Origin of the sequence: Sphingomonas sp., assembly GCF_017745215.1 — a bacterium.
Classification (GTDB): Bacteria; Pseudomonadota; Alphaproteobacteria; order Sphingomonadales; family Sphingomonadaceae; genus Sphingomonas.
Map to the genome: position 1 here is coordinate 1 of NZ_JAGHZV010000029.1, position 20,872 is coordinate 20,872.

A 20,872-nucleotide genomic window follows, 5' to 3' on the forward strand; every position below is an offset into this window, starting at 1 on the left:
TTCTATGGGAGGCCGGGTGGGGGAGCGGGCTGGTGCCGTCTCGAAATGCGCTCTTCCGCGCATTTCCAAACGGGCTCTTAGGGGCCTTCACTCCCCTCCCTTACCGGGAGGAGAGCAAAGCCCTACTTCGCCCATGTCCAATCCGAAGCCTTCGCCCGGCACCCGCCGCTCGTCGCGCCCTTCCACGCCCGCCCATGGACGAAGCGCCCCGTCGCCGCGCCCGTCGCCTTGCCGCCGCGCATCGCGACGCCGCCGTTGACCACCACGTCGCTCACCCCCACCGCCAGCGCGTGCGGCTTGGCGAAGGTCGCGCGGTCGGCGATCGTCGCAGGGTCGAACACCACGATGTCGGCATAGCTGCCGACCGCCAGCGTCCCCCGCCCCTCCAGCGACAAGGTCGCCGCGGGCAGGCTGGTAAGCCGCCGGATCGCTTCGGCGAGCGGCACGCGCTGCTCGTCGCGGACATAGTTCGCGAGCAGCCGCGCGAAGCTGCCATAGGCGCGCGGATGCGGGTTCGAGAGCAGGAACACGCCTTCGGGCGCTGGCGCCGCCTCGTCCGAATCGAACATCATCCAGGGCAGCGCCACTTCGCGCCGGAGGTTGTCCTCGGTCATCGAGCGATACGATACGCCGACGCGCGTGCCGTCCTCGATCACCAGGTCGATCGCGGTTTCCTCGGGCGACTTGCCGCGCATCGCCGCGACTTCGGCGAGCGTCTTCCCCGTCAACGGTTTCAGCGCCGGGTTCTTGAACGCGAGCAGCAGCGTGCCCCCGGCGCCCGCCTGGCCGTAGGCATTGTCCCAGCCTGCCGGATGCGGCTCGTGCATCTCCGCTGCCACCTTGGCGCGCACCGCTGGGTCGCGCATCCGGGCGATCCACTGCTCGAGCCCGCCGTCCTGCACCCAGGGCGGCATCGCCGCGTCGAGACCGGTCGCGCTCGCCGGATAGGTGTACATGTCCGCGGTGATCCGCACCCCAGCCGCGCGCGCCGCCTCGACCCGCGCGATCGCCGCGTCGATCTTGGGCCAATTGTCGCGGCCCGATTGCTTGAAATGATAGATGTGCCCCGGCGCGCCGCTCGCCTTCGCCACTGCGACCAGCTCGTCGATCGCTTCGAGCAGCCGGTCGCCTTCGTTGCGGATGTGAGCGCTGAAGATGCCGCCGCATTGCGCCGAGACCTCGGCCAGCGCGATCAGCTCTGGCGTCTTCGCATAGGTGGCGGGCGAGTACATCAAGGCGGTGGTCAGCCCGACCGCGCCTTCCTCCATCGCCTGGCGCACCAGCGCGCGCATCGCGTCCAATTGCTGCGCATCGGGCTGCAGGTCGCGCTCGCCGAGCAGGTTGGTGCGCACCGTCGCCGCGCCGACGAAGGACGCGACATTGGGTGCGATCCCGCGGCGCTCGAGCGTATCCATGTACTGGCCGAGCGTCTGCCAGGTGACGGGGAAGTGGACGTCGCTCTGCCGCGCCGCCATGTCGCGCGCCATCTCGGGGGTGAGCGGCCCCATCGAATCCTCGCCGAGCACTTCGAGCGTCACGCCCTGCGACAGGTCGCTGAGCGCGCGCCCGTCCTCGAACAGCGAGACTTCGGGGTGCGCCAGCATGTTGATGAAGCCCGGGGACACCGCCTTTCCGCGCGCGTCGATCTCGGCCCTGGCCGTGCCATCGACGTGCGGCGCGATCTTCACGATCCGGTCGCCGGTCACCGCAATGTCGCCGACGATCGGCGCGCCGCCGCTGCCGTCGTAGATCGTGCCGCCGCGGACGATCAGGTCATAGGCCGGGCCCGGCGACGCCGCTCCCAGCAGCATCGGCAGGATCGAGCCCGCAAGCAGCGGGCGGACCAGGCGTTTCATCGGCATCTGCGAACTCCTCCCTGCGGCGCAGGGTAGGACGAAGCGCGGCGGTCGCGCAAATGCGACCGCGTTGCCCTACTTCCCCAGTTTCTCGATCTTGTCCTGCAGCCGCGCGAGCTCGGCCTTGAGCGACGTCAGGTCGTCGCCGCTCTCGGCTGCGGGCGCGGCCGGCGTCGCCGGCGTGGCGCCCGGCTTGAACGCCGCGGTCGCCGCTTCGAACATCGCGATGTTGCGCTTGGCGATCTCGGCGAAGGGCGAATTGGCGAAGGCCCCCTCGACGGCCGACTTGAACTGCTCCTGGTTGCGCCGGAAGCTCTCCATCGAGGCCTCGAGGTAGCCGGGCACCATCGCCTGCATCGAATCGCCGTACAGCGCGATCAGCTGGCGCAGGAAGTTGACCGGCAGCATCGTCTGCCCGCGCGCCTCTTCCTCCATGATGATCTGGGTGAGGACATTGTGCGTGATGTCCTCCTCGGTCTTGGCATCCACCACCTTGAAATCCCGCCCCTCGCGCGTCATCGCCGCCAGGTGGTCGAGCGTGATGTAGGAGGAGGTTTCGGTGTTGTAGAGCCGCCGGTTCGCGTACTTCTTGATGATGACCGGGCCATCGCCGGGAGTCGCTTTTTTCATGGGGCCCCTCGCCTGTGACTGATTTAAGTCTATCACCCTTTTCTTCCGCAGCGCAACAAGGGCCTCGCCCTTTACCATTGTTTCTCGAGTTGCTGCGCAGCGAGACCGCAGCATCGCCCGATCGCCGCAGCGCGGCACTCCAGGGTTTGCGCGCCTATCAGCAGGCTCGGCGCCCCGCAGCGCGCCCGCCCAAGCCCGCGATCGCAAGCGCCGGACGCGCCGTGCTGCGCGACTATGGCGGGCACGGCCAGCCCGTCGTCTTCGTCCCCTCGCTGATCAATCCGCCGCTGGTGCTCGACCTCGCGCGCGGCAATTCCTTGCTGCGCTGGCTCGCGCGCCAGGGGGTGAGGCCGCTGCTCGTCGACTGGGGCGCGCCGACCGCCGACGATCGCGACATGGACATCGGCGGCCATGTCGAGTCGCTGCTCGTGCCGCTGGTGCGCTCGCTCAAGCGGCCGCCGGTGCTCGCCGGCTATTGCCTGGGCGGCACGATGGCGATTGCTGCGGCGAACCTGGTTAATGTCGCGGGGCTCGTCTCGATCGCCGCGCCATGGCGCTTCTCGGGCTATGCCGGCCAGCTCGACCCCATCTCGTCGCTCTGGGACGAAGCACACGAGACCTGCCAGGCGCTCGGGCTCGTGCCCATGGAAGTGCTCCAGGCCGGTTTCTGGCAGATGGATCCCGCCCGTACCGTCGCCAAGTTCGAGCGATTCGGCCGGCTCGAGTCGCGCAGCGCGGCGACCAGCGCCTTCGTCGCGCTCGAGGACTGGGCCAATGCCGGCGCGCCGCTCACCTTCGCCGCGGGCCGCCAGCTGTTCGACGACTTCCTCGTCGCCGACCTGCCCGGCCGCGGCAAATGGCAGGTCGGCGGCCGCACCGCCTCCCCAGAGGCCGTCGACGCGCCGATGCTGTCCTTCGTCTCGACCACCGACCGCATCGTGCCGCGCGAAAGCGCCGCCGACTTCGGCACCGCCCGCGAGCTGCCGCTCGGCCATGTCGGCATGATCGTCGGTGGGCGCGGCCGCGAATCGCTCTGGCAGCCGCTTGCGGACTGGCTAAAGGCCCTGCCCGCGCCTAGATAGCGCGCGAAATTCACTTCCTCTGAGGTTCTCTCCATGACCGACATCGTCATCGCTGCCGCCAAGCGCACGCCGGTGGGCAGCTTCCTCGGCGCCTTCGGCACCGTGCCCGCGCATGAGCTCGGCAAGGCCGCGATCGAAGCCGCGCTCGCCCAGGCCGGCGTCTCGGGCGAGGAAGTCTCCGAAGTCATCCTCGGCCAAGTGCTCACCGCCGCGCAGGGCCAGAACCCCGCGCGCCAGGCCTCGATGGCCGCGGGGGTGCCCAAGGAAGTCCCCGCCTGGGGCGTCAACCAGGTCTGCGGCTCGGGCCTGCGCGCGGTCGCGCTCGCTTATCAGGCAGTGGCCAACGGCGACGCCGCCATCGTCGTCGCCGGCGGGCAGGAGAGCATGTCGCTCAGCAACCACGCCCAGGCGCTGCGCGCCGGCGCCAAGATGGGCAACGTCGAACTGGTCGACACGATGATCAAGGACGGCCTCTGGGATGCCTTCAACGGCTATCACATGGGCATCACCGCCGAGAACGTCGCCGAGCAATGCCAGGTCTCGCGCGAGGATCAGGACGCCTTCGCCACGCGCTCGCAGAACCTCGCCGAGGCGGCGCGCGCCGAGGGCCGGTTCAAGGACGAGATCGCAGCCGTTACGGTCAAGGGCCGCAAGGGCGACACCATCGTCGACCAGGACGAGTATATCCGCGCCGGCGCGACGATCGAAGCCGCCGCGGGCCTGCGCCCGGCGTTCAAGAAGGATGGCACGGTGACCGCGGGCAACGCGAGCGGGATCAACGACGGCGCCGCCGCGCTCGTCATCATGACTCGCGAGGAAGCCGAACGCCGCGGCGCGCCGATCCTCGCGCGCATCGCCAGCTGGGCTTCGGCGGGCGTCGACCCCGCGGTGATGGGCCTCGGCCCCGTCCCGGCGTCGAAGCGCGCGCTTGAGAAGGCGGGCTGGACCGTGGCCGACCTCGACCTGATCGAAGCGAACGAAGCGTTCGCGGCGCAGGCGCTCGCGGTCGGCCGCCAATTGGGCCTCGACCCCGACAAAGTGAACGTGAACGGCGGCGCGATCGCGATCGGCCATCCGATCGGCGCCAGCGGCGCGCGCGTGCTCACCACATTGCTCTACGAGATGCAGCGCCGAGACGCGAAGAAGGGACTCGCAACGCTTTGTATCGGCGGCGGTATGGGCATTGCGATGTGCGTCGAGCGTTGATTCGGATTTGAAAGCGAACGCTGGCGGGGCGCTGCGGAAATCCACCGCGGCGCCCTTTTTTCGCTTGACAACTTATATTGCGTTTCGTATTATTATTGTCACTTTCATGCAACACAATTGCGCTGAATCCCGCGGCGCAGCATGAAGTCGCTTGCATGTCTCGTGTATTGCCGGTTGATTTCCGCCCATCAGGCATTCCGCCTGCATGGGGCATATTGCAATGAACCTCTCCCGTTTGCTGGGCGCCACGGCACTTGCCGGTTCGCTCATGCTGATCCCGACAGCAGCGTTCGCGACCGACGCGCCCGCCGCTGCCCAGGATGACAGCGCCACCACGACCGCCGCGGATGATGAAGAAGCCGGCCCGATCGTCGTGGTCGGCTCGCGCATCAAGCGCGACACCTTCAACATGCCGGAGCCGGTCACGGTCGTCACGAAGGATGAAGCGACCCTCGCGGGCTTCAACTCGACGAGCGCCGTGCTGCAGGGTACCGCGATCACCAACGGTGCGTCGCAGATCAACAACTCCTACGGTGGCTACGTCACCAACGGCGGCCCGGGTGCCAACACCCTGTCGCTGCGCGGCCTGGGCGCCACCCGCACGCTGATCCTGCTGAACGGTCGCCGAGTCGCGCCGGCGGGTTCGCGCGGTTCGGTCGGCTCGGCCGACCTCAACGTGCTGCCGAGCGCGATCATCAACCGCATCGAAGTGCTGAAGGCCGGCGCGTCGTCGATCTACGGTTCGGACGCCGTCGCGGGCGTGGTCAATATCGTGACCGAGACCAAGGTCGAGGGCATCACGCTCCAGGCCCAGCACAACTTCACGGAAGAGGGCGGCGGCGGCCAGCAGCGCTATTCGGCGGTGTTCGGCTTCAACGGGGACCGCTTCAACATCGCGGGCTCGGTCGAGTATTTCAAGCAGGACGAGCTGCGGCTCGGCCAGCGTGACTGGGCGCAGTGCCAGACCCAGTACCGCATGACCAACGGCGGCAGCCGCGTTCCGGGCTCGGGCGACCTGCTCGACCCGAAGACCGGCAAGTCGAAGTGCTATCCGACCGGCGCCACCGGCGAGAACGGCGTGACGATCAATACGATCGGCACCAACAGCGTCGCCGGATCGGCGGTCGCGCTGGCTCCCGGCGTGCCCGCGGGCTACGCCGGCGCCTGCAACCGCTTCCGCCCGAACAGCGCGGCTGCCGGCGGCATCCCCGGCTATGAGTGCGTCGGCGGCGGCACGCTGGGCCTCAACATCCGCGACACCTTCGATCCGCGGATCCTGAACCAGCAGCTCTGGTCGCCGGCCGAGGTCCTCACCGGCTACCTGCAGGGGAGCTACAAGCTCAACTCGCTGGGCAATGCCGAGATCTACACCGAGGTCCTCATCAACCGCCGCAAGTCGAACCAGACCGGCTTCCGCCAGTTCACCCTCGACTATCTGAAGGGCAGCCCGCTGATCCCGTCGAGCCTGGCGTTCAGCACCTTCGGCGCGGCCGGCACGTCGACCGCCAACCCGACCTCGGTGATCGGCGTTCGCGCCTTCACCGCCTATGGCAACTACGACAACCGTCAGACCGTCGACTTCGCGAAGCTCAGCGGCGGTATCCGCGGCGACCTGCCGTGGGGCTGGAACTACGACTTCTACGTGTCGAAGACCTGGTCCGACGCGACCTACACCACCGACCTGATCCTGACCGACCGTCTGGGCCAGTCGATGGACGTCGTCGCTTCGGGCGGCGGCTTCGCCTGCCGTGACACCACCGGCGGCTGCGTCGCGGCGCCGGCGCTGACTCCGGCGGTGGTCGGCGGCCAGTTCCCGCAGGCGTGGTTCGACTATGTCACCGATCCGGTGACGGGCGTCACCAAGTACGACGAGACCGTCGCCAACCTGACCGCCACCGGCTCGCTGTTCAAGCTGCCGGGCGGCGATTTCCAGATGGCGCTGGGTGCCGAGTTCCGTCGTTCGTCGATCGACGACGAGCCCTCGCCGGAGAGCGTCCGCGGCAATCTGTACGGCTTCACGTCGTCGCAGCCGACCAAGGGCACCGATCAGGTCTGGGAAATCTTCGCCGAAGCCGATGCGCCGCTGCTCAGCGACCTGCCGTTCATCTATGAGCTGTCGCTCAATGCGTCGGGCCGCTACACGCACTATCGTTCGTACGGCGGCGACAAGACCTACAAGTTCGGCGGCGTCTGGGCTCCGGTCAAGTGGCTCAGCTTCCGCGGCAGCTACGGCACGTCCTATCGCGCGCCGGCGCTGTTCGAACAGTATCTCGGCGCCACGTCGGGCTTCCTGTCGCAGACTGCTGACCCCTGCTACAACTACGGTGCCAGCTTCGCTCCGACCGACACGCGCTACAAGAACTGCGCCTCGGAAGGCCTGGCTCCCGACTTCCTCCAGACGAGCAGCGTCACCACCTTCGCGGGCGGCGGCAGCGCGACTGGTCTGAAGGCGGAAACCTCGACCAACTGGTCGGTCGGCGGCGTTCTTCGCCTCGATGGCGGCGAGAGCTCGTGGGGCAATTTCTCGTTCGCGGCCGACTATTTCTCGATCGAGGTCGACAACGGCGTCGCTCGTGCGGGTGTGGGGGGCATCTCGTCGCTCTGCTACGACGATCCGGACTTCCGCGCAGGCGGCGGCTATTGCAACCTGATCACGCGTAACTCGGTCACCAAGGCGCTGACGGTCAACGACAACTATGTGAACCTGTCGGAAGACAAGGTCCGCGGCATCGACTTCAACCTGCGCTATCAGCGTCTGATCGGCCCCGGCCGGTTCGTGCTCGATGCCGCGGCGACGAAGTATTATTCGCAGGCCAACCGTCTGAACCCGACCGATCCGCTCGACGAGTACAACGGCTCGCTGAACTCGCCGGAGTGGACGGGCACGCTGAACGCGAACTACAGCTGGAACCAGTTCCTGTTCCACTATGGTCTCGAGTACATCAAGGGTCAGCAGAGCTACGACCTCTACGGTCTGAATCCTGCGACGACGCCGTACTTCCTCGAGACGCCGGACGTGTTCTATCACTCGGCCTCGGTCCGGATCAGCATCAAGGACTATGAGCTGACGATGGGCGTCCGGAACCTGACCAACAAGGCTCCGCCGCAGATCTCGTCGATCCAGTACAATCGCCAGGGCAACGCCCCGCTCTACAGCGGCTACGATGTCTTCGGCCGTACGTTCTTCGTGAACGGCAGCGTCCACTTCTGATCGGAGCCGGCTTCGGCCGGCCCCGTGACGGGAAAATTCAGCCGGCGGTCCGCAAGGACCGCCGGCTTTTCTTTACCTCCGCGATGTCGAACGCCTCGCGCCGGCCGCTTAATCCCAGATGCGGTCGAAGCGCCGCCCAAGCCCCGTGAGCAGCTCGTACTGCGAGAGCCCGCTCAGCGCCGCGGTCGCGGGCAGGTCATAGGCGAGCGACACCCAGTCGCCCTCGCGCAGCTGCGGCGCGGCATCGGCGCCCACGGCGAGCAGGTCCATCGAGACGCGCCCGAGCACCGGCAGCGCGGCACTCCCGGCACGCGCGCCGCCCTTGCCCGAGAAGCAACGGAGATAGCCGTCGGCATAGCCGATGTTGAGGATCGCCACTTGAGTATCGGTCTCGGCGACGAAGGTGGCGCTGTATCCGACCGTCTCGCCTGCGGCGACGCGGCGGCGCTGGAGCACCTGCGCCTCGGGCGTCACGATCTGGCGGATCTTCCCCTCGAATGCCGCGCGCTGCACGCCGCCGTACAGCGAGATGCCCGGCCGGGTCAGGTCGAAGCGATAGTCGGGGCCCAGCGCAATCCCCGCGGAATTGGCGAGGCTCAGCCGCCGGGCCGAAGTGCGCCCGGCGAGAGCGGCGAAGGCGTCGCACTGGCGGGCGTTCATCGGCACGTCCTCGTCGGCGCAGGCGAGGTGGCTCATCAGCGTCTCGATCGCGAGTCCGTCGAGCAGTCCTTCCGCCACCTCGGCCGCCGAGACGCCGAGCCGGTTCATGCCCGTGTCGACCATCACATCGCACGCCCCGCCGCCCGCATTACGCCAGCGGAGCACCTGCTCGCGCGTGTTGAGCACCGGGCGCAGATTGGCCGGACGCGTGATGCCGATGTCCTCGGCGCGGACGCCGTGGAGCACCGAGACCGGCAGCCCGAGGTCGGCAAGATCAAGCGCTTCGGCCCAGGTCGCGACGAAGAAGTCGCGGCACCCCGCCTCGCCGAGCGACCGCACCACCTCACGCGCGCCCAGCCCATAGCCGTCGGCCTTCACCGCCGCGCCGCACGCCGCCGCGCCGCTCATGTCGGCAAGCGTCCGCCAATTGGCGATCAGCGCGGCACGCTCGATGCGCAGGCGAAGCGGCGAGGGAATCACGGTCACCCCCCGCCGCTAGGACATTTCGCGCGCGCTGATAAGGGCGTGCCCCAAGCCTCGAGGCGAAGGGAAGCGGTTCGCGCTGAGACGCGGAGACGCAGAGAGGTTGTCCGCCGCGTCAGCAGCTCGCGTCCAACCCGCCAAGGTCTCCCCTGCCGCTTGCCTGGCACACCGCGGCCGAGCCTGATCCAATCTCTCTCTGCGTCTCCGCGTCTCCGCGCGAACAAACCCTTCTTCGACTCAATACATGTGCTGCCCGCCGTTGATCGACAGCGTCGAACCGGTCACGAACCCGGCGTCCTCCGAGCAGAGGAACGCCACGCCGCGCGCGATCTCGTGCGCCTGGCCGAGGCGGTTGACCGGGATCTTGGCGACGATCTTCTCGAGCACGTCGGCGGGCACCGCCGCGACCATATCGGTATCGATGTAGCCCGGCGCGATCGCGTTCACGGTCACGCCGGCACGTGCGCCTTCCTGCGCCAGCGCCTTGGTGAAGCCGTGGATGCCCGATTTGGCCGCGGCATAATTGACCTGGCCGTACTGCCCGGCCTGGCCGTTGATCGAGCCGATGTTGACGATCCGGCCCCATTTGCGGCTGCGCATCCCCGGGAACACCGCGTGCGCCATGTTGAAGCAGCCGCCCAAGTTGATGCGGATCACGTCTTCCCACATCTCGCGGCTCATCTTCAGGATCGTGCCGTCGCGCGTGATGCCGGCATTGTTGACCAGGATGTCGACCGGCCCCAGCTCGGCCTCGACCTGCGCCACGCCCTCGGCGCAGGCGTCGAAATCGCCGACGTCCCATTTGTAGCATTTGATGCCGTTGCGCTCGGCGCAGTCGCGCGCCTTCTCTTCGTTGCCGGCATAGTTGGCGGCGACGATCACCCCTGCATCCTTCAGCGCAATGCTGATCGCCTCGCCGATGCCGCGCGTTCCGCCCGTCACGATCGCTACGCGTGCCATTCCCGGTCCTCTCTGTTGTCGTTGCCGAACGAACTCGTTCAAGGCTCTACCCAGCCCGCAAGCTCGCGTCCAATAATTGTGCGCAGCATTTCGATGCCGAGTTGAGTGGCATTCAGGCAAGACAAATAGGCGAAGTCGCTGCCGCCCGCAGCGCGGAAGGTCTCGCGGCCGCGGATCGCGATTTCCTCGAGCGTCTCGAGGCAATCGGCGGAGAAACCGGGACAGACCACCGCGACCTTCCGGCCCTGGCGGCCGAGTTCGGCGAGCGCGACGTCGGTCGCGGGCTCGAGCCATTTCGCCCGGCCGAAGCGCGACTGGAAGGTGAGCGTCAGCGGCCGCCGCAATGCTTCGCCGAGCAGCCGCGCGGTCTTGCTGCAGTGGCAGTGATAGGGGTCGCCGAGCGCGAGCGTTCGCGCGGGCATGCCGTGGAAGCTCGCGACGATCGTGTCGGGCTCGAAGTCGAGCGCGGTCAGCGACTCTTCGACCGATGCCTTGAGCGCGGCGATATAGGCGGGATCGTCGTGATAGGCCGGCAGTGTTCTGAGCGCCGGCTGGCGCCGCATCCCCGCGAGCGTCGCGAAGGCGACGTCGTTCGCGGTCGCCGTCGTCGCCGCGCAATATTGCGGGTATAGCGGCGCAATCAGGATGCGGTCGCAGCCCTGATCGGCGAGCGCCGCGATCCGATCCGCGATCGCCGGGCGGCCGTAGCGCATCGCATGATCGACGATCACGCGCTCGCCCCAGCTCCCGACCAGTGCCTCGGCCTGCGCGCGCGTGATCGCCGCGAGCGGCGAGCCCTGCTCGCTCCACACCTGGCTGTAGGCGTGCGCCGACTTCTTCGGCCGGGTGCGCAGGATCACGCCGTGGAGGATAGGCTTCCACAGGAGCGGCGGGATCTCCACCACGCGGGGATCCGAGAGGAATTCCGCCAGATAGCGCCGCACTGCTCCTGCATCGGGCGCATCGGGCGTGCCGAGGTTGATCAGCAGCACGCCGACCCGCCCCCAGGCGACGCTCGGATGGCCGTCGGGCAGGCTCATTCGCTGTCGACGTCCGAGAGCAGCGGCAGCGCGCGGAAGCGCGTCCCCGTCGCCGATTGCAGCGCATTGGCGATCGCCGGCGCGACCGGCGGCACCGCCAGCTCGCCCACCCCGCCGGTGTCCGATTCGCTGTGGATCAGCTCGACGGTGATGTCGGGACAGTCGGCGAGCGTCGGCAGCGAGAGGTCGGCGATGCTGCGCACGTCGGCCATGCTCTCGGTGAAGTCGGTCGACGCGCCCACTGCCGCGGCGAGGCCGAAGATCAGCCCGCCCTCGATCTGCTGCTTGACCATGTCCGGATTGATCACCCGCCCGCAATCGACCGCCGCGACCAGCCGCGTCACCTTCACTTCGCGCTTGGGCGTGAGTCCCGCCTCGGCGAGCACCGCGATATAGGAGCCGCGCATCGCGTGGCAGGCGATGCCCTGGCCGCTTCCCGGCTCGCCGCCGCTCCAGGCGCCGAGCTGCGTCACCACCTGGAGGCAGCGCGCGAGCCTCGGCTCGTTGCCCAGCATCGCCATGCGGAACGACAGCGCCTCGATCCCCGCGACATGCGCGAGCTCGTCGATGAAGCTCTCGGTGAAGAACGCGGTGTAGCTGTGCGCGTCCGAGCGCCAATGGCCGCTCGGCACGCCGATGTCCGCCTCGTGATGGTCGATCGCATAGTTCGGGATGGCATAGGCCGGTTCAGCCCCCGCCACCGCCGATGGGTCGCCCCCAGTTACGGCCAGGGTGGCGGCGGCGAGCGTGTCGCCCGCGAGCAGCCGGCGCGTGAGTTCGCGTCCGCTCGCCGGTGCGGCGATCTTGGCGAGCCAGCCGGCGACCTGCCCCTTGGCGTCGAGCCGCCCGGTCAGGCGCGCCGCGGCGGCGGGCCGGAAGCAATCGTGGCGGATGTCCTCGGCGCGCGACCAGGTGAGCTGGACCGGATGGCCGATCTTCAGCGCGATCACGGCGGCCTGCTCGGCGACGCGATGCTCGAGCTTGGCGCCGAACGAGCCGCCCGCCATCATCGGATGCACGGTGACGCTGTCCTCGCTCACCCCGATCGCGCGCGCGGCGGCGGCGCGGGCGAGGCCGGGGGCCTGGGTCGGCAGCCAAAGGCTCAGCCGCCCGCCCGACCAATTGGCGGTGCAGGTCATCGTCTCGATCGGGGCATGGACCGCGACGCCGACGCGATAGTCGGCCGACACCACCTGCGCGCCGCGGAACGCCGCCGACAGGTCGCCGGCGCTCGCGATCCGCGCCCCGTCGCCGGCCAGCGCATCGTTCAGCGTCGAATCGATCGTGTCGCTGTTGACCGGCTTGTCGGGCGCCTTGAACCGCGGCTTCATCGCGTCGAGCGCGCGCTCGGCCGCCCACCAATTGTCGGCGACCGCGGCGATCCAGCTTCCGGTGCGCACTACGGCGCGCATGCCGGGGATGCGGTTCGCCGGCCCCTCATCGGCGCTCAGCAGCTCGCTGCCGCCGATCGGCCCCTGGCGGACCGAGGCATAGACCATGTCGGCGAGCCGCACGTCGGCGGCGAAGTTGACGCTGCCGTCGACCTTGGACGGCGCATCGAGCCGCGGCACGCCCTGGCCGTAGAGCCGGGCGGGCCCGCCCTCGCCCGCTTCGCCGCGCAGGGGCAGTTCGGAGGGCAGCGTCTCGTCGACCGCCGCGGCGGCAAGCTCGCCGAAGCCGAGTTTCTGGTTGCCGTGGATCACCTGGTTGGCCGCGGTGCCGCACGCCTGCCAGTCCACGCCCCAGCGCCGCGCCGCGGCCTTGCACAGCATCACCCGCGCCGCTGCGCCCGCCTGGCGCAGCGCCTCCTCGAAATAGCGGATCGAGCTCGAGCCCGCGGTCAGCACCAAGGCGCTGCGCATCGCATGCTCGCGCTGGAGATTGCCCGGCAGCCCGCCGAGCGCGGCCTCGAACAGCGTCGCCGCCGCCAGGGGATTGGCATAGAGCGGGTTGAGCGGCGCCGCCTCGACGCCAACGCTGCGCCAATCGGCGCCCAGCTCGTCGGCGACGATCTGCGGGAAGACGGTGAACACGCCCTGCCCCAGCTCGGCCTGCGGCACGGCCACCACGATATGCCCGTCGGTGCCGACCTTGAGCCAGGCGCCGAAGATCGTCTCGCCTTCGCCGGGCGTGAGGTTGGCCAGATAGGTGCGCGGCCACACCGCCCAGGCGACGAGCAGCCCCGCCGCCGCGCCGCCGCCGATCAGCAGCGTCCGCCGGCTGGGGCCTTTCCGCGGGTTGCTCGGCTTCACGCTCTCCATCGTGACGGCCTTAAGCCAACACGCTTGGGTTTGTCATCCGATGGGATTAGGGGTGTCACCGACACATCGCTTTCGGAGTTTCGCCCCGCCGTGCTTTTGGACACGCTCGCCGCCGCCAGCCAGCACATCCGGTTCGAGGACCTGCACCTCAGCAAGGTCGCGCTCGACCTGAAGTTCTTCGAGATCAAATGGTATTCGCTCGCCTATATCGCGGGCATCCTGGTCGGCTGGTGGTATCTGCTCAAGATGCTCGGGGCGCCGGGCGCGCCGATGTCGCGGCGCCACGCCGACGATCTCGTCTTCTACGCGACGATCGGGATCATCGCCGGCGGGCGGCTGGGCTATGTGGTCTTCTACCAGCCCGAGATGTTCCTCAACCCGGTCCACATCTTCATGCTGTGGGACGGCGGCATGTCGTTCCACGGCGGCGTGATCGGCACCACGCTCGCGATCCTCTGGCTCTGCCGCCGCAACGGGCTCAGCTGGCTGCGCGTCCACGATTATGTCGCCTGCTGCGCGCCGATGGGGCTGTTCTTCGGCCGCCTCGCCAATTTCGTGAACGGCGAACTCTGGGGCAAGCCGGCGGACGTGCCCTGGGCGATCGTCTTCCCCGGCGCAGGCCCGCTCGCGCGCCATCCGAGCCAGCTCTACGAGGCGCTGCTCGAGGGGCTGGTGCTCTTCGCGATCCTCGCATGGATGTTCTGGCGCACCAGCGCGCGCTATTATCCCGGCCGGCTCGTCGGCGTGTTCCTCACTGGCTACGGCTGTTTCCGCTTCTTCGTCGAATATTTCCGCGAGCCCGATCAGCAGTTCATCGGCACCTTCTTCGAGAATGTGATCCACATGGGCCAGCTGCTCTGCCTGCCGATGATCGTCGGCGGCATCTACCTGCTCGCCACCTCGGCGAAGCGGCGCGAGAGATACGAAGCGATGCCGCCTGCGGGCGAGCCCCGACCTGAAGCGGCGCCCGAGCTCGTCCCCGAGGCGCCGGCCGCGGCCGAGGGCGCTGCGTGAGCGGCGCCCCTCCCGGAAGCGGGAGGGTGGAGTGAGCGAGCCCCTCCTCCCCGAACGGCTGGCGCGTGCGATCACGCTCGCCGGCCCGATCCCGCTCTCGCAATACATGGGCGCCGCCAACGCGCATTATTATGCGACGCGCGATCCGCTGGGCGCGCGCGGCGACTTCACCACCGCGCCCGAGGTCAGCCAGATGTTCGGCGAGCTCATCGGCCTGTGGCTCGCCGACCTCTGGGATCGCGCCGGCCGGCCGAAGGTCCGCTACGTCGAGCTCGGGCCGGGCCGCGGCACGCTCGCCGCCGACGCGCTGCGGGCGATGGCGCGGGTGGGTCTCGAGCCGCCCGTCCATTTCGTCGAGACCAGCCCGCTGCTCCGCGACGCGCAGAAGGAGCGGGTGCCCCACGCCGAGTGGAGCCTCGAGCTGCTCGGCATCGAGGACGACCTCCCCCTGCTCGTCGTCGCCAACGAATTCTTCGACGCGCTGCCGATCCGCCAGCTTCTCCGCACGGCCGAAGGCTGGCGCGAGCGGCTCGTCGCCTGCCAGGACACGATGTTCCTGCCGATCGCCGGCCAGTCCAGCTTCGACGCGATCATCCCCTACCCGTTTCGCGAGGCCGAGCCGGGCGCGATCCTCGAGACATCGCCCGCCAGCGTCGCGGTGATGCGCGCGCTCGCCGGCCGGCTCACCGCACAGGGCGGCGCGGCGCTGATCGTCGACTATGGCTATGAGGGGCCCGCGATCGGCGACACGCTCCAGGCGGTACGCGGCCACGAGTACGTCAATCCGTTCGAGGGCCCCGGCGAGGCCGACCTCACTGCGCACGTCGACTTCGCCACGCTCAGGGAAGCCGCCGAGGCCGAGGGGCTGGCGGGCTGGGGCCCGGTCAGCCAGGGCGCCTTGCTGACCGCGCTCGGCATCGACGCGCGCGCCGAGACGCTCGCCCGCGCCCATCCCGAGCGCGCCGAGGGCATCGCCGTCGACCGCGCCCGGCTGGTCGAGGAGGAGATGATGGGCAGCCTGTTCAAGGCGATCGCGCTCACCGCCCCCGGCTGGCCCGAGCCTGAAGGGTTCCAATGACCGGCATCCTCTATCGCGACGCTACCCCGGCCGACGGCCCCGAGCTCGACGCGATGGCGCGGCAGATCTGGATCGAGACCTTCGCGCACGGCAGCTCGGCCGAGGACGCCGCCACCTATCTCGCCAAGGCCTATGGTCCCGAGGGCCAGTTGCTCAGGGATCTCGGCGCCGCGGGGATCGACTTCCGCCTCGCCGTCGCCGGCGGACGGATCGTCGGCTATGCCAAGCTCAATCCGGTCTGGCTTCCTGACCCCGAGCCCGGCGCGCTCCAGCTCAGCCAGATCTATGTCGCGAGCGACTGGCACGGCAAGGGCATCGCCCAGCAGCTCATGGCCTGGACCGCGGACCGCGCCCGCGAGCGCGGCGCCTCGGCGCTGCTGCTCACCGTCTGGGAGCACAACCCGCGCGCGATCGCCTTCTACCGGCGCCTCGGCTTCGTCCATGTCGGCGACTATGACTTCGCGGTCGGCGAGCAGGTCGACCGCGACCTGATCCTGCGGCTCCAGCTGTGAGCGTCGAGGTCATCCGCGCCGCTGCGCTCGAGGGCGTGGCGCACGGCTTCCTCGGCCGGCGCGGCGGCGTCTCGACCGGCGTGGTCTCGGGGCTCAACACCGGCATCGGTTCGGGCGACGATCCGGCGGCGGTCGCCGAGAACCGTCACCGCGCCGCCGAAGCGGTGCTCTCCGGCGCCGCGCTCGCCGGTCTCTACCAGATCCACTCGGCCGATTGCCTGACCGTCACGCAAGCCCCCGCCGAACGCCCGCGCGGCGACGCGCTGGTCACCGACCGGCCCGGCCTGCTGCTCGGCATCCTCACTGCCGATTGCGCCCCCGTCCTCCTCGCCGATCGCGAGGCCGGGGTGATCGGCGCCGCGCACGCGGGTTGGAAGGGCGCCGTTGCGGGCGTCACCGATTCGACCATCGCGGCGATGCAGAAGCTCGGCGCGCGCCGCGAGCGCATCGCCGCCGCGATCGGCCCGTGCATCGCGCGGGCGAGCTACGAAGTCGACGAAGGCTTCCTCGCCCGCTTCGTCGCCGAGGACCCGGAGAACGAGCGTTTCTTCGCCGCCGGCCGGCCGGGCCACCACCAGTTCGACCTCGAAGCCTATGTCGCGCGTCGTCTCGCGAGCGCCGGCATCGGTCGCATCGAACTGCTCGGGCTCGACACCTATGCCGACGAAGCGCGTTTCTACAGCTTCCGCCGCGCGACCCATCGGAAGGAGCCGGACTATGGCCGGCAGATCTCGCTGATCGGATTGGCTGACCCCGAGGGGTTGTGATGTTGGAATTCGTCTGCTGATGTTCCAGCGGATGATCTTCGTCGGCGCGGCGCGAGCGAGTCGAACGAAGCGAATGGAAGGGTTCATCACGCGCACGGGTTGTGACTCTTGTGACTCTTGCCTTCCGTTGCCTGGCCGGCGGGGCTCCCGGGCAAAATATTCTTCCCGAGATCGATAGTATCATCTGAGACTTTTCGGCTAGAGGCTGGCTCCAAGGAGAGACCAATGACCGACGAGACCGAAGCCGACCTCACTGGCGGGACCCCGCGCCGCCGCCCCAAGCCGCCGGTCGACAAGGTCGGCGGGCGCAAGCTCAAGCCCAGCACCCTGATGATGGGCCATGGCTACGACCCGATGCTGTCCGAAGGCTCGCTGAAGCCCCCGGTCTTCCTCACCTCGACCTTCGTCTTCCCCAATGCCGCGGCGGGCAAGCGCCACTTCGAAGGCGTCACCGGCAAGCGCCCGGGCGGCGCCGAGGGTCTCGTCTATTCGCGCTTCAACGGCCCCAACCAGGAGATCCTCGAGGATCGCCTGGCGATCTGGGAGGAAGCCGAGGACGCGCTTGCCTTCTCGAGCGGCATGTCGGCGATCGCCACGCTGTTCCTGTCGATGGTCAAGCCCGGCGACACGATCGTCCATTCGGGCCCGCTCTATGCCGCGACCGAGACGCTGATCGCGCGCATCCTCGGCCGCTTCGGCGTGCACTGGCTCGACTTCCCCGCCGGCGCCACGCGCGAGGAGATCGACGCCGTCCTCGGCAAGGCCGCGACCGGCAATGTCGCGCTGATCTATCTCGAGAGCCCGGCGAACCCGACCAACGCGCTGGTCGACGTCGAGGCGGTCGCCGCCAGCCGCGACGCGATCTTCACCGGCGCCGCCAAGCCGCCGATCGCGATCGACAACACCTTCCTCGGTCCCTTGTGGGCCCAGCCGCTCAAGCAGGGCGCCGACCTCGTCGTCTACAGCCTCACCAAATATGCCGGCGGCCATTCGGACCTCGTCGCGGGCGGCGTGCTCGGCTCGAAGGAGCACATCAACACCATCCGGCTGATGCGCAACACGATCGGCACGATCTGCGACCCCAACACCGCCTGGATGCTGCTGCGCAGCCTCGAGACGCTCGAGCTGCGCATGAGCCGCGCGGGCGAGAATGCGGTGAAGGTCTGCGAATTTCTCCGCCAGCATCCCAAGGTCGAAAAGGTCGGCTATCTCGGCTTCCTGGAGGGCGGCGACGACGCTCGCCAGGCCGACATCTACCGCCGCCATTGCACCGGCGCGGGCTCGACCTTCTCGCTCTACCTCAAGGGCGGCGAGAAGGAGGCCTTCGCCTTCCTCGACAGCCTCAAGATCGCCAAGCTCGCGGTGAGCCTCGGCGGCACCGAGACGCTGGCGAGCCACCCCGCGGGGATGACGCACCTCTCGGTGCCCGAGGCGCGCAAGAAGGCGCTCGGGATCAGCGACAACCTCGTCCGCATCTCGATCGGGGTCGAGGATGCCGAAGACCTGATCGCCGACTTCGAGGAAGCGCTGAAGGCGGTCTAGCCGCCGACTTCCACCTCCACCGCAAACCGGCGGATGGCGGAATCGTCGCTCTCCCAGCTGCGCTTCTCGACGAAGCGCAGCCTGGTGCTGCCCGCCGCCATGCCCTCGACTTCGAACACCGCCGCGCCGCCGCCGCCGATCGCGTTCGAATAGTCGCCGCCGCCGTCGCGCACCGCGAGGATATTGCCGTCGAACCCGGCGGGCGCCCAGCGATAGCCGGTGCTCGCATTCTCGGGCAGCCTGAGCGACGCGACTTCGCCCGCGCGCAGGCGATGCGCGCCGCCGTTATCGGCCAGGGACCAGCTCTGCATTCGTCGCCTCCTCCGATCCTCCGGCGGGGCGGCGAACGCCTAGAGGGTCACGCCGTAAGCCTCGTCGAAGAAGCCGTCCTTGATATAGGACTCGGTTGCATAGGCGAACCCCTTGTCCCCCCAGCCGGTTCCCCAGCTGTTGCGGATGATGAAGCGCCCGTCCTTGGTATAGCCCACTACCGCCACCGCATGACCGCCGCGCGTCGTGTTCTTCTGGAAGCTGTCGAGCTTGCCCTGCGTCTGGGTGGCATGGTCCCAGGTCGCGTCGACGTTGAGCGCGACCAGCAGCGGCCCGTGCGCGGCGAGCCACTGGCGCCACTTCGCCACGTCCTTCTTGAGGTTGAAATAGGACGCGATCTTCCGCGTCGCGAGCGTCGCGTAGAAGGTGTTCTCGTCGCCGAGGTAGAGGTTGGTGTTGATCTGGAAGGGCAGCAACGTCTCGGGGGCCGCGCCATATTTGCGCAATATGTCCATCGCTGCCTTGAGCGTGGTGCCCGCGCCTTCGATGAAGGTCTCGGGGCGCGTGGTGATCTCGTCGGTCTCCTTCGAGGCCATCCAGGTGAAGCGTGGCGAAAGATGCTCGGCCTGCCCCAGCCGCCCGGCCATGGTGAAATGATAGCGCGCGACGCCGTCGGTCGACGACCAGCCGACGCACGAGCCGGTGCTGCCCTGGTCGCCGACGGTCCACCAGGGCTTGCGCAGGTCGACTTCGGCGGGGAGTCCCGCAGGGGCGGGCGGCGCCGCGATCGCCTGCGCCTGGACCGCGGTGGTAAACCCCCAGTCGATCTCGGTCTTGCGCGACGCGACGATGTTGCAGATCCGGTCCTGCTCCGGGCGCTTGTCCGCGGGAGCCTTTTTCTTCGGTGCCTTGGCCATGGTGTCCCCACTCGCTCGCGGCCCGGCACAGCGATTGGCGCAGGGCCAAGCACGGGATTCGGTCATGGAATCGAAGTAGAGTCCATGAAATGGCGCCGTTCTGGAACGAATTCCTGCGAATTGCTGCAGGTCAAGGCCGGCTCAGCGCTTGCGGATCACCTTCAGCACCGCTTCCGCCATCACCTGCTGGTCCTTGAGCGAAGGGTGCCAGTCGCACGCGGTGAGCTCGAGCGCGGGTGTGTGGAGCGTGCGCACCCGCTCGGGCGTCGCGAGCGCGATCGCGACCTGCTGGACGTCGCCGTAGAAGGCGTCCGCGCCCATCAGCACGAAGCGCGCCTGCGGCTGCGTCGCCATCAGGCTGCGCACGAAAGCGGCGTAGGTCGCGCGATAATCGGCCCTGAGTGCCGCGTTGTCGGCCCATTTCTCGCCGGCATGGAGCTTCGTCGAGAAGTCGTTGGTGCCGAGGTTGATCACGATCCATTCGGGCTTCCAGCCCTTGTCGCTCGCCGCCTGGCCCTGGCCGGGGATCGCACGGGCATAGCGCAACACCATCGAATCGCCCGGCGCGCCGCCCGCATAGTTGCGCACGATGCCGAAGCCCGAGAAGGCGTTGACGCGATAGTCCGCGCCCAGCCGCCGTGCGACGATCGGTCCGAACGCCTGCTGCGTGTCGGTGGTGTCGTGGACTTCGGGACGCGTGCACTCGCGCTTGGTCGCGGTGTCGCCATAGCCGACGCTGTGCGAGTCGCCGATGAACTCGATCGCGTGGCGCTTCTCCTGCGGTGCGAGCGCGCTGCCCCTGCCGACGATGCGGAAGCCGCGGAAGCGGCTCTCGCCATCCTGGCTCTCGGTCAGCTTCTCGAGCCGCACGACGTGGCGGCCGGGGGCGAGGCCCTGGACGATCGCGCTCAGTTGGCCGGGCCCCAGCCGCGCGCGTTCGGCGTCGTCGACGAGCAGGCGGAACAGCTCGGTCTGCGTCTCAATCGAAACCGAGACCGCGGTGCCTTCGAACCACCCCTCGAAATAGATGGCGGGCCAGCCGAAGCGGTAGCTGCCGTCCGCCTCGGCGACGACGCGGCCGCCGGTCACCACCGGCAGCGTGTCTGCCGCGGGTGCGTTCGCCGCGCAGGCTGCGGTCGCCACCACGAGCATCGATACGAGCTTGTTCATCGGCCTGGCTCTCCCCACGGAATTGGTCTAGCCGCCCTGCCGATCCACGCAAGCGCGCGCTCATGATGCATATGTCGCGCAAATCGGCGACAATGATTCCTGTCGTGGCACCGCCGATTCGGTTATCGTTGCAAGCAATCTACACGAGTCGCGCCGATCCGCCTGAGACAAGAGCGGATGTTAATCGCGTTCCCAGCCAATGATTTGTTGCAG

General features: G+C 68.7%; 17 protein-coding genes. 8 read left to right on the forward strand and 9 right to left on the reverse strand.

The genetic code is table 11. The features are described 5' to 3' along the window. Positions 1-122: 122 nt before the first annotated feature. Positions 123-1,862 carry a D-aminoacylase gene (locus tag J7495_RS19410; RefSeq protein WP_294058627.1) on the reverse strand — a complete coding sequence of 580 codons (1,740 nt, stop codon included), beginning with the start codon at positions 1,860-1,862 and terminating at the stop codon, positions 123-125. Positions 1,863-1,931: 69 nt separating this feature from the next. Continuing rightward, the gene (phaR, locus tag J7495_RS19415) at positions 1,932-2,486 is read right to left on the reverse strand and encodes a polyhydroxyalkanoate synthesis repressor PhaR (protein ID WP_294058628.1); all 555 of its coding nucleotides are present in this window, start codon (positions 2,484-2,486) and stop codon (positions 1,932-1,934) included. Between the two features lie 77 nt (positions 2,487-2,563). On the opposite strand from phaR, the gene J7495_RS19420 reads away from it, so the two are divergent. The 3 genes from J7495_RS19420 to J7495_RS19430 all read left to right on the forward strand — a co-directional run bounded on the left by J7495_RS19420 (position 2,564) and on the right by J7495_RS19430 (position 7,985). Next, positions 2,564-3,568 (forward strand): alpha/beta fold hydrolase, encoded by a 1,005-nt coding sequence (locus J7495_RS19420; RefSeq protein WP_294058629.1) that lies wholly within the window; start codon positions 2,564-2,566, stop codon positions 3,566-3,568. A gap of 33 nt (positions 3,569-3,601) precedes the next feature. Then, positions 3,602-4,774 carry an acetyl-CoA C-acetyltransferase gene (locus J7495_RS19425; protein WP_294058630.1) on the forward strand — a complete coding sequence of 391 codons (1,173 nt, stop codon included), beginning with the start codon at positions 3,602-3,604 and terminating at the stop codon, positions 4,772-4,774. A gap of 205 nt (positions 4,775-4,979) precedes the next feature. Then, entirely contained in the window at positions 4,980-7,985 is a 3,006-nt protein-coding gene (locus J7495_RS19430) for a TonB-dependent receptor (RefSeq protein ID WP_294058631.1), read from the forward strand. Between the two features lie 108 nt (positions 7,986-8,093). On the opposite strand, the gene alr is transcribed toward J7495_RS19430, so the two are convergent. The 4 genes from alr to J7495_RS19450 all read right to left on the reverse strand — a co-directional run bounded on the left by alr (position 8,094) and on the right by J7495_RS19450 (position 13,389). After that, the gene (gene alr / locus J7495_RS19435) at positions 8,094-9,122 is read right to left on the reverse strand and encodes an alanine racemase (protein WP_294058645.1); all 1,029 of its coding nucleotides are present in this window, start codon (positions 9,120-9,122) and stop codon (positions 8,094-8,096) included. Positions 9,123-9,365: 243 nt separating this feature from the next. Beyond that, the gene (gene phbB, locus J7495_RS19440) at positions 9,366-10,088 is read right to left on the reverse strand and encodes an acetoacetyl-CoA reductase (protein WP_294058632.1); all 723 of its coding nucleotides are present in this window, start codon (positions 10,086-10,088) and stop codon (positions 9,366-9,368) included. 38 nt (positions 10,089-10,126) lie between these two features. Continuing rightward, the gene (gene hemH / locus J7495_RS19445; protein ID WP_294058633.1) at positions 10,127-11,128 is read right to left on the reverse strand and encodes a ferrochelatase; all 1,002 of its coding nucleotides are present in this window, start codon (positions 11,126-11,128) and stop codon (positions 10,127-10,129) included. Next, positions 11,125-13,389 carry a molybdopterin cofactor-binding domain-containing protein gene (locus J7495_RS19450; protein WP_294058634.1) on the reverse strand — a complete coding sequence of 755 codons (2,265 nt, stop codon included), beginning with the start codon at positions 13,387-13,389 and terminating at the stop codon, positions 11,125-11,127. Before J7495_RS19450 ends, hemH begins: the two co-directional genes overlap by 4 nt. A 90-nt stretch (positions 13,390-13,479) precedes the next feature. Between J7495_RS19450 and lgt the strand changes: the two genes are divergently transcribed. The 5 genes from lgt (at position 13,480) to J7495_RS19475 (ending at position 18,302) form a co-directional block, all read left to right on the forward strand. Further along, positions 13,480-14,403 (forward strand): prolipoprotein diacylglyceryl transferase, encoded by a 924-nt coding sequence (gene lgt / locus J7495_RS19455; RefSeq protein WP_294058635.1) that lies wholly within the window; start codon positions 13,480-13,482, stop codon positions 14,401-14,403. 106 nt (positions 14,404-14,509) lie between these two features. Beyond that, positions 14,510-15,481: an SAM-dependent methyltransferase gene (locus J7495_RS19460; protein ID WP_294058646.1), complete on the forward strand. Its 972-nt coding sequence runs from the start codon at positions 14,510-14,512 to the stop codon at positions 15,479-15,481. After that, positions 15,478-15,993 carry a GNAT family N-acetyltransferase gene (locus J7495_RS19465; RefSeq protein ID WP_294058636.1) on the forward strand — a complete coding sequence of 172 codons (516 nt, stop codon included), beginning with the start codon at positions 15,478-15,480 and terminating at the stop codon, positions 15,991-15,993. The genes J7495_RS19460 and J7495_RS19465 overlap by 4 nt, the downstream gene beginning before the upstream one ends. Then, positions 15,990-16,760, forward strand: a complete 771-nt coding sequence (gene pgeF, locus J7495_RS19470; protein ID WP_294058637.1) for a peptidoglycan editing factor PgeF — start codon at positions 15,990-15,992, stop codon at positions 16,758-16,760. The genes J7495_RS19465 and pgeF overlap by 4 nt, the downstream gene beginning before the upstream one ends. A gap of 225 nt (positions 16,761-16,985) precedes the next feature. Continuing rightward, on the forward strand, positions 16,986-18,302 hold the full coding sequence (locus tag J7495_RS19475; protein WP_294058638.1) for a cystathionine gamma-synthase family protein: 1,317 nt from the start codon (positions 16,986-16,988) through the stop codon (positions 18,300-18,302). On the opposite strand, the gene J7495_RS19480 is transcribed toward J7495_RS19475, so the two are convergent. From J7495_RS19480 to J7495_RS19490, 3 genes are all read right to left on the reverse strand, one after another. Continuing rightward, entirely contained in the window at positions 18,299-18,613 is a 315-nt protein-coding gene (locus J7495_RS19480) for a protease inhibitor I42 family protein (RefSeq protein ID WP_294058639.1), read from the reverse strand. The two genes, J7495_RS19475 and J7495_RS19480, sit on opposite strands and share 4 nt — an antisense overlap. 39 nt (positions 18,614-18,652) lie before the next feature. After that, positions 18,653-19,489: a C1 family peptidase gene (locus J7495_RS19485; protein ID WP_294058640.1), complete on the reverse strand. Its 837-nt coding sequence runs from the start codon at positions 19,487-19,489 to the stop codon at positions 18,653-18,655. Positions 19,490-19,630: 141 nt separating this feature from the next. Further along, complete coding sequence (locus J7495_RS19490; protein WP_294058641.1) at positions 19,631-20,659, reverse strand: SGNH/GDSL hydrolase family protein; 1,029 nt, start codon at positions 20,657-20,659, stop codon at positions 19,631-19,633. Positions 20,660-20,872 lie beyond the last annotated feature (213 nt).

Coding starts and splice junctions, on each gene's coding strand:
- J7495_RS19410 (WP_294058627.1), bottom strand. CDS start 1,862: ATGCCGATGAAACGCCTGGTCCGCCCGCTGCTTGCGGGCTCGATCCTG.
- phaR (WP_294058628.1), bottom strand. CDS start 2,486: ATGAAAAAAGCGACTCCCGGCGATGGCCCGGTCATCATCAAGAAGTAC.
- J7495_RS19425 (WP_294058630.1), top strand. CDS start 3,602: ATGACCGACATCGTCATCGCTGCCGCCAAGCGCACGCCGGTGGGCAGC.
- J7495_RS19430 (WP_294058631.1), top strand. CDS start 4,980: ATGGGGCATATTGCAATGAACCTCTCCCGTTTGCTGGGCGCCACGGCA.
- phbB (WP_294058632.1), bottom strand. CDS start 10,088: ATGGCACGCGTAGCGATCGTGACGGGCGGAACGCGCGGCATCGGCGAG.
- hemH (WP_294058633.1), bottom strand. CDS start 11,128: ATGAGCCTGCCCGACGGCCATCCGAGCGTCGCCTGGGGGCGGGTCGGC.
- J7495_RS19450 (WP_294058634.1), bottom strand. CDS start 13,389: ATGGAGAGCGTGAAGCCGAGCAACCCGCGGAAAGGCCCCAGCCGGCGG.
- J7495_RS19460 (WP_294058646.1), top strand. CDS start 14,510: ATGGGCGCCGCCAACGCGCATTATTATGCGACGCGCGATCCGCTGGGC.
- J7495_RS19465 (WP_294058636.1), top strand. CDS start 15,478: ATGACCGGCATCCTCTATCGCGACGCTACCCCGGCCGACGGCCCCGAG.
- J7495_RS19475 (WP_294058638.1), top strand. CDS start 16,986: ATGACCGACGAGACCGAAGCCGACCTCACTGGCGGGACCCCGCGCCGC.
- J7495_RS19480 (WP_294058639.1), bottom strand. CDS start 18,613: ATGCAGAGCTGGTCCCTGGCCGATAACGGCGGCGCGCATCGCCTGCGC.
- J7495_RS19485 (WP_294058640.1), bottom strand. CDS start 19,489: ATGGCCAAGGCACCGAAGAAAAAGGCTCCCGCGGACAAGCGCCCGGAG.
- J7495_RS19490 (WP_294058641.1), bottom strand. CDS start 20,659: ATGAACAAGCTCGTATCGATGCTCGTGGTGGCGACCGCAGCCTGCGCG.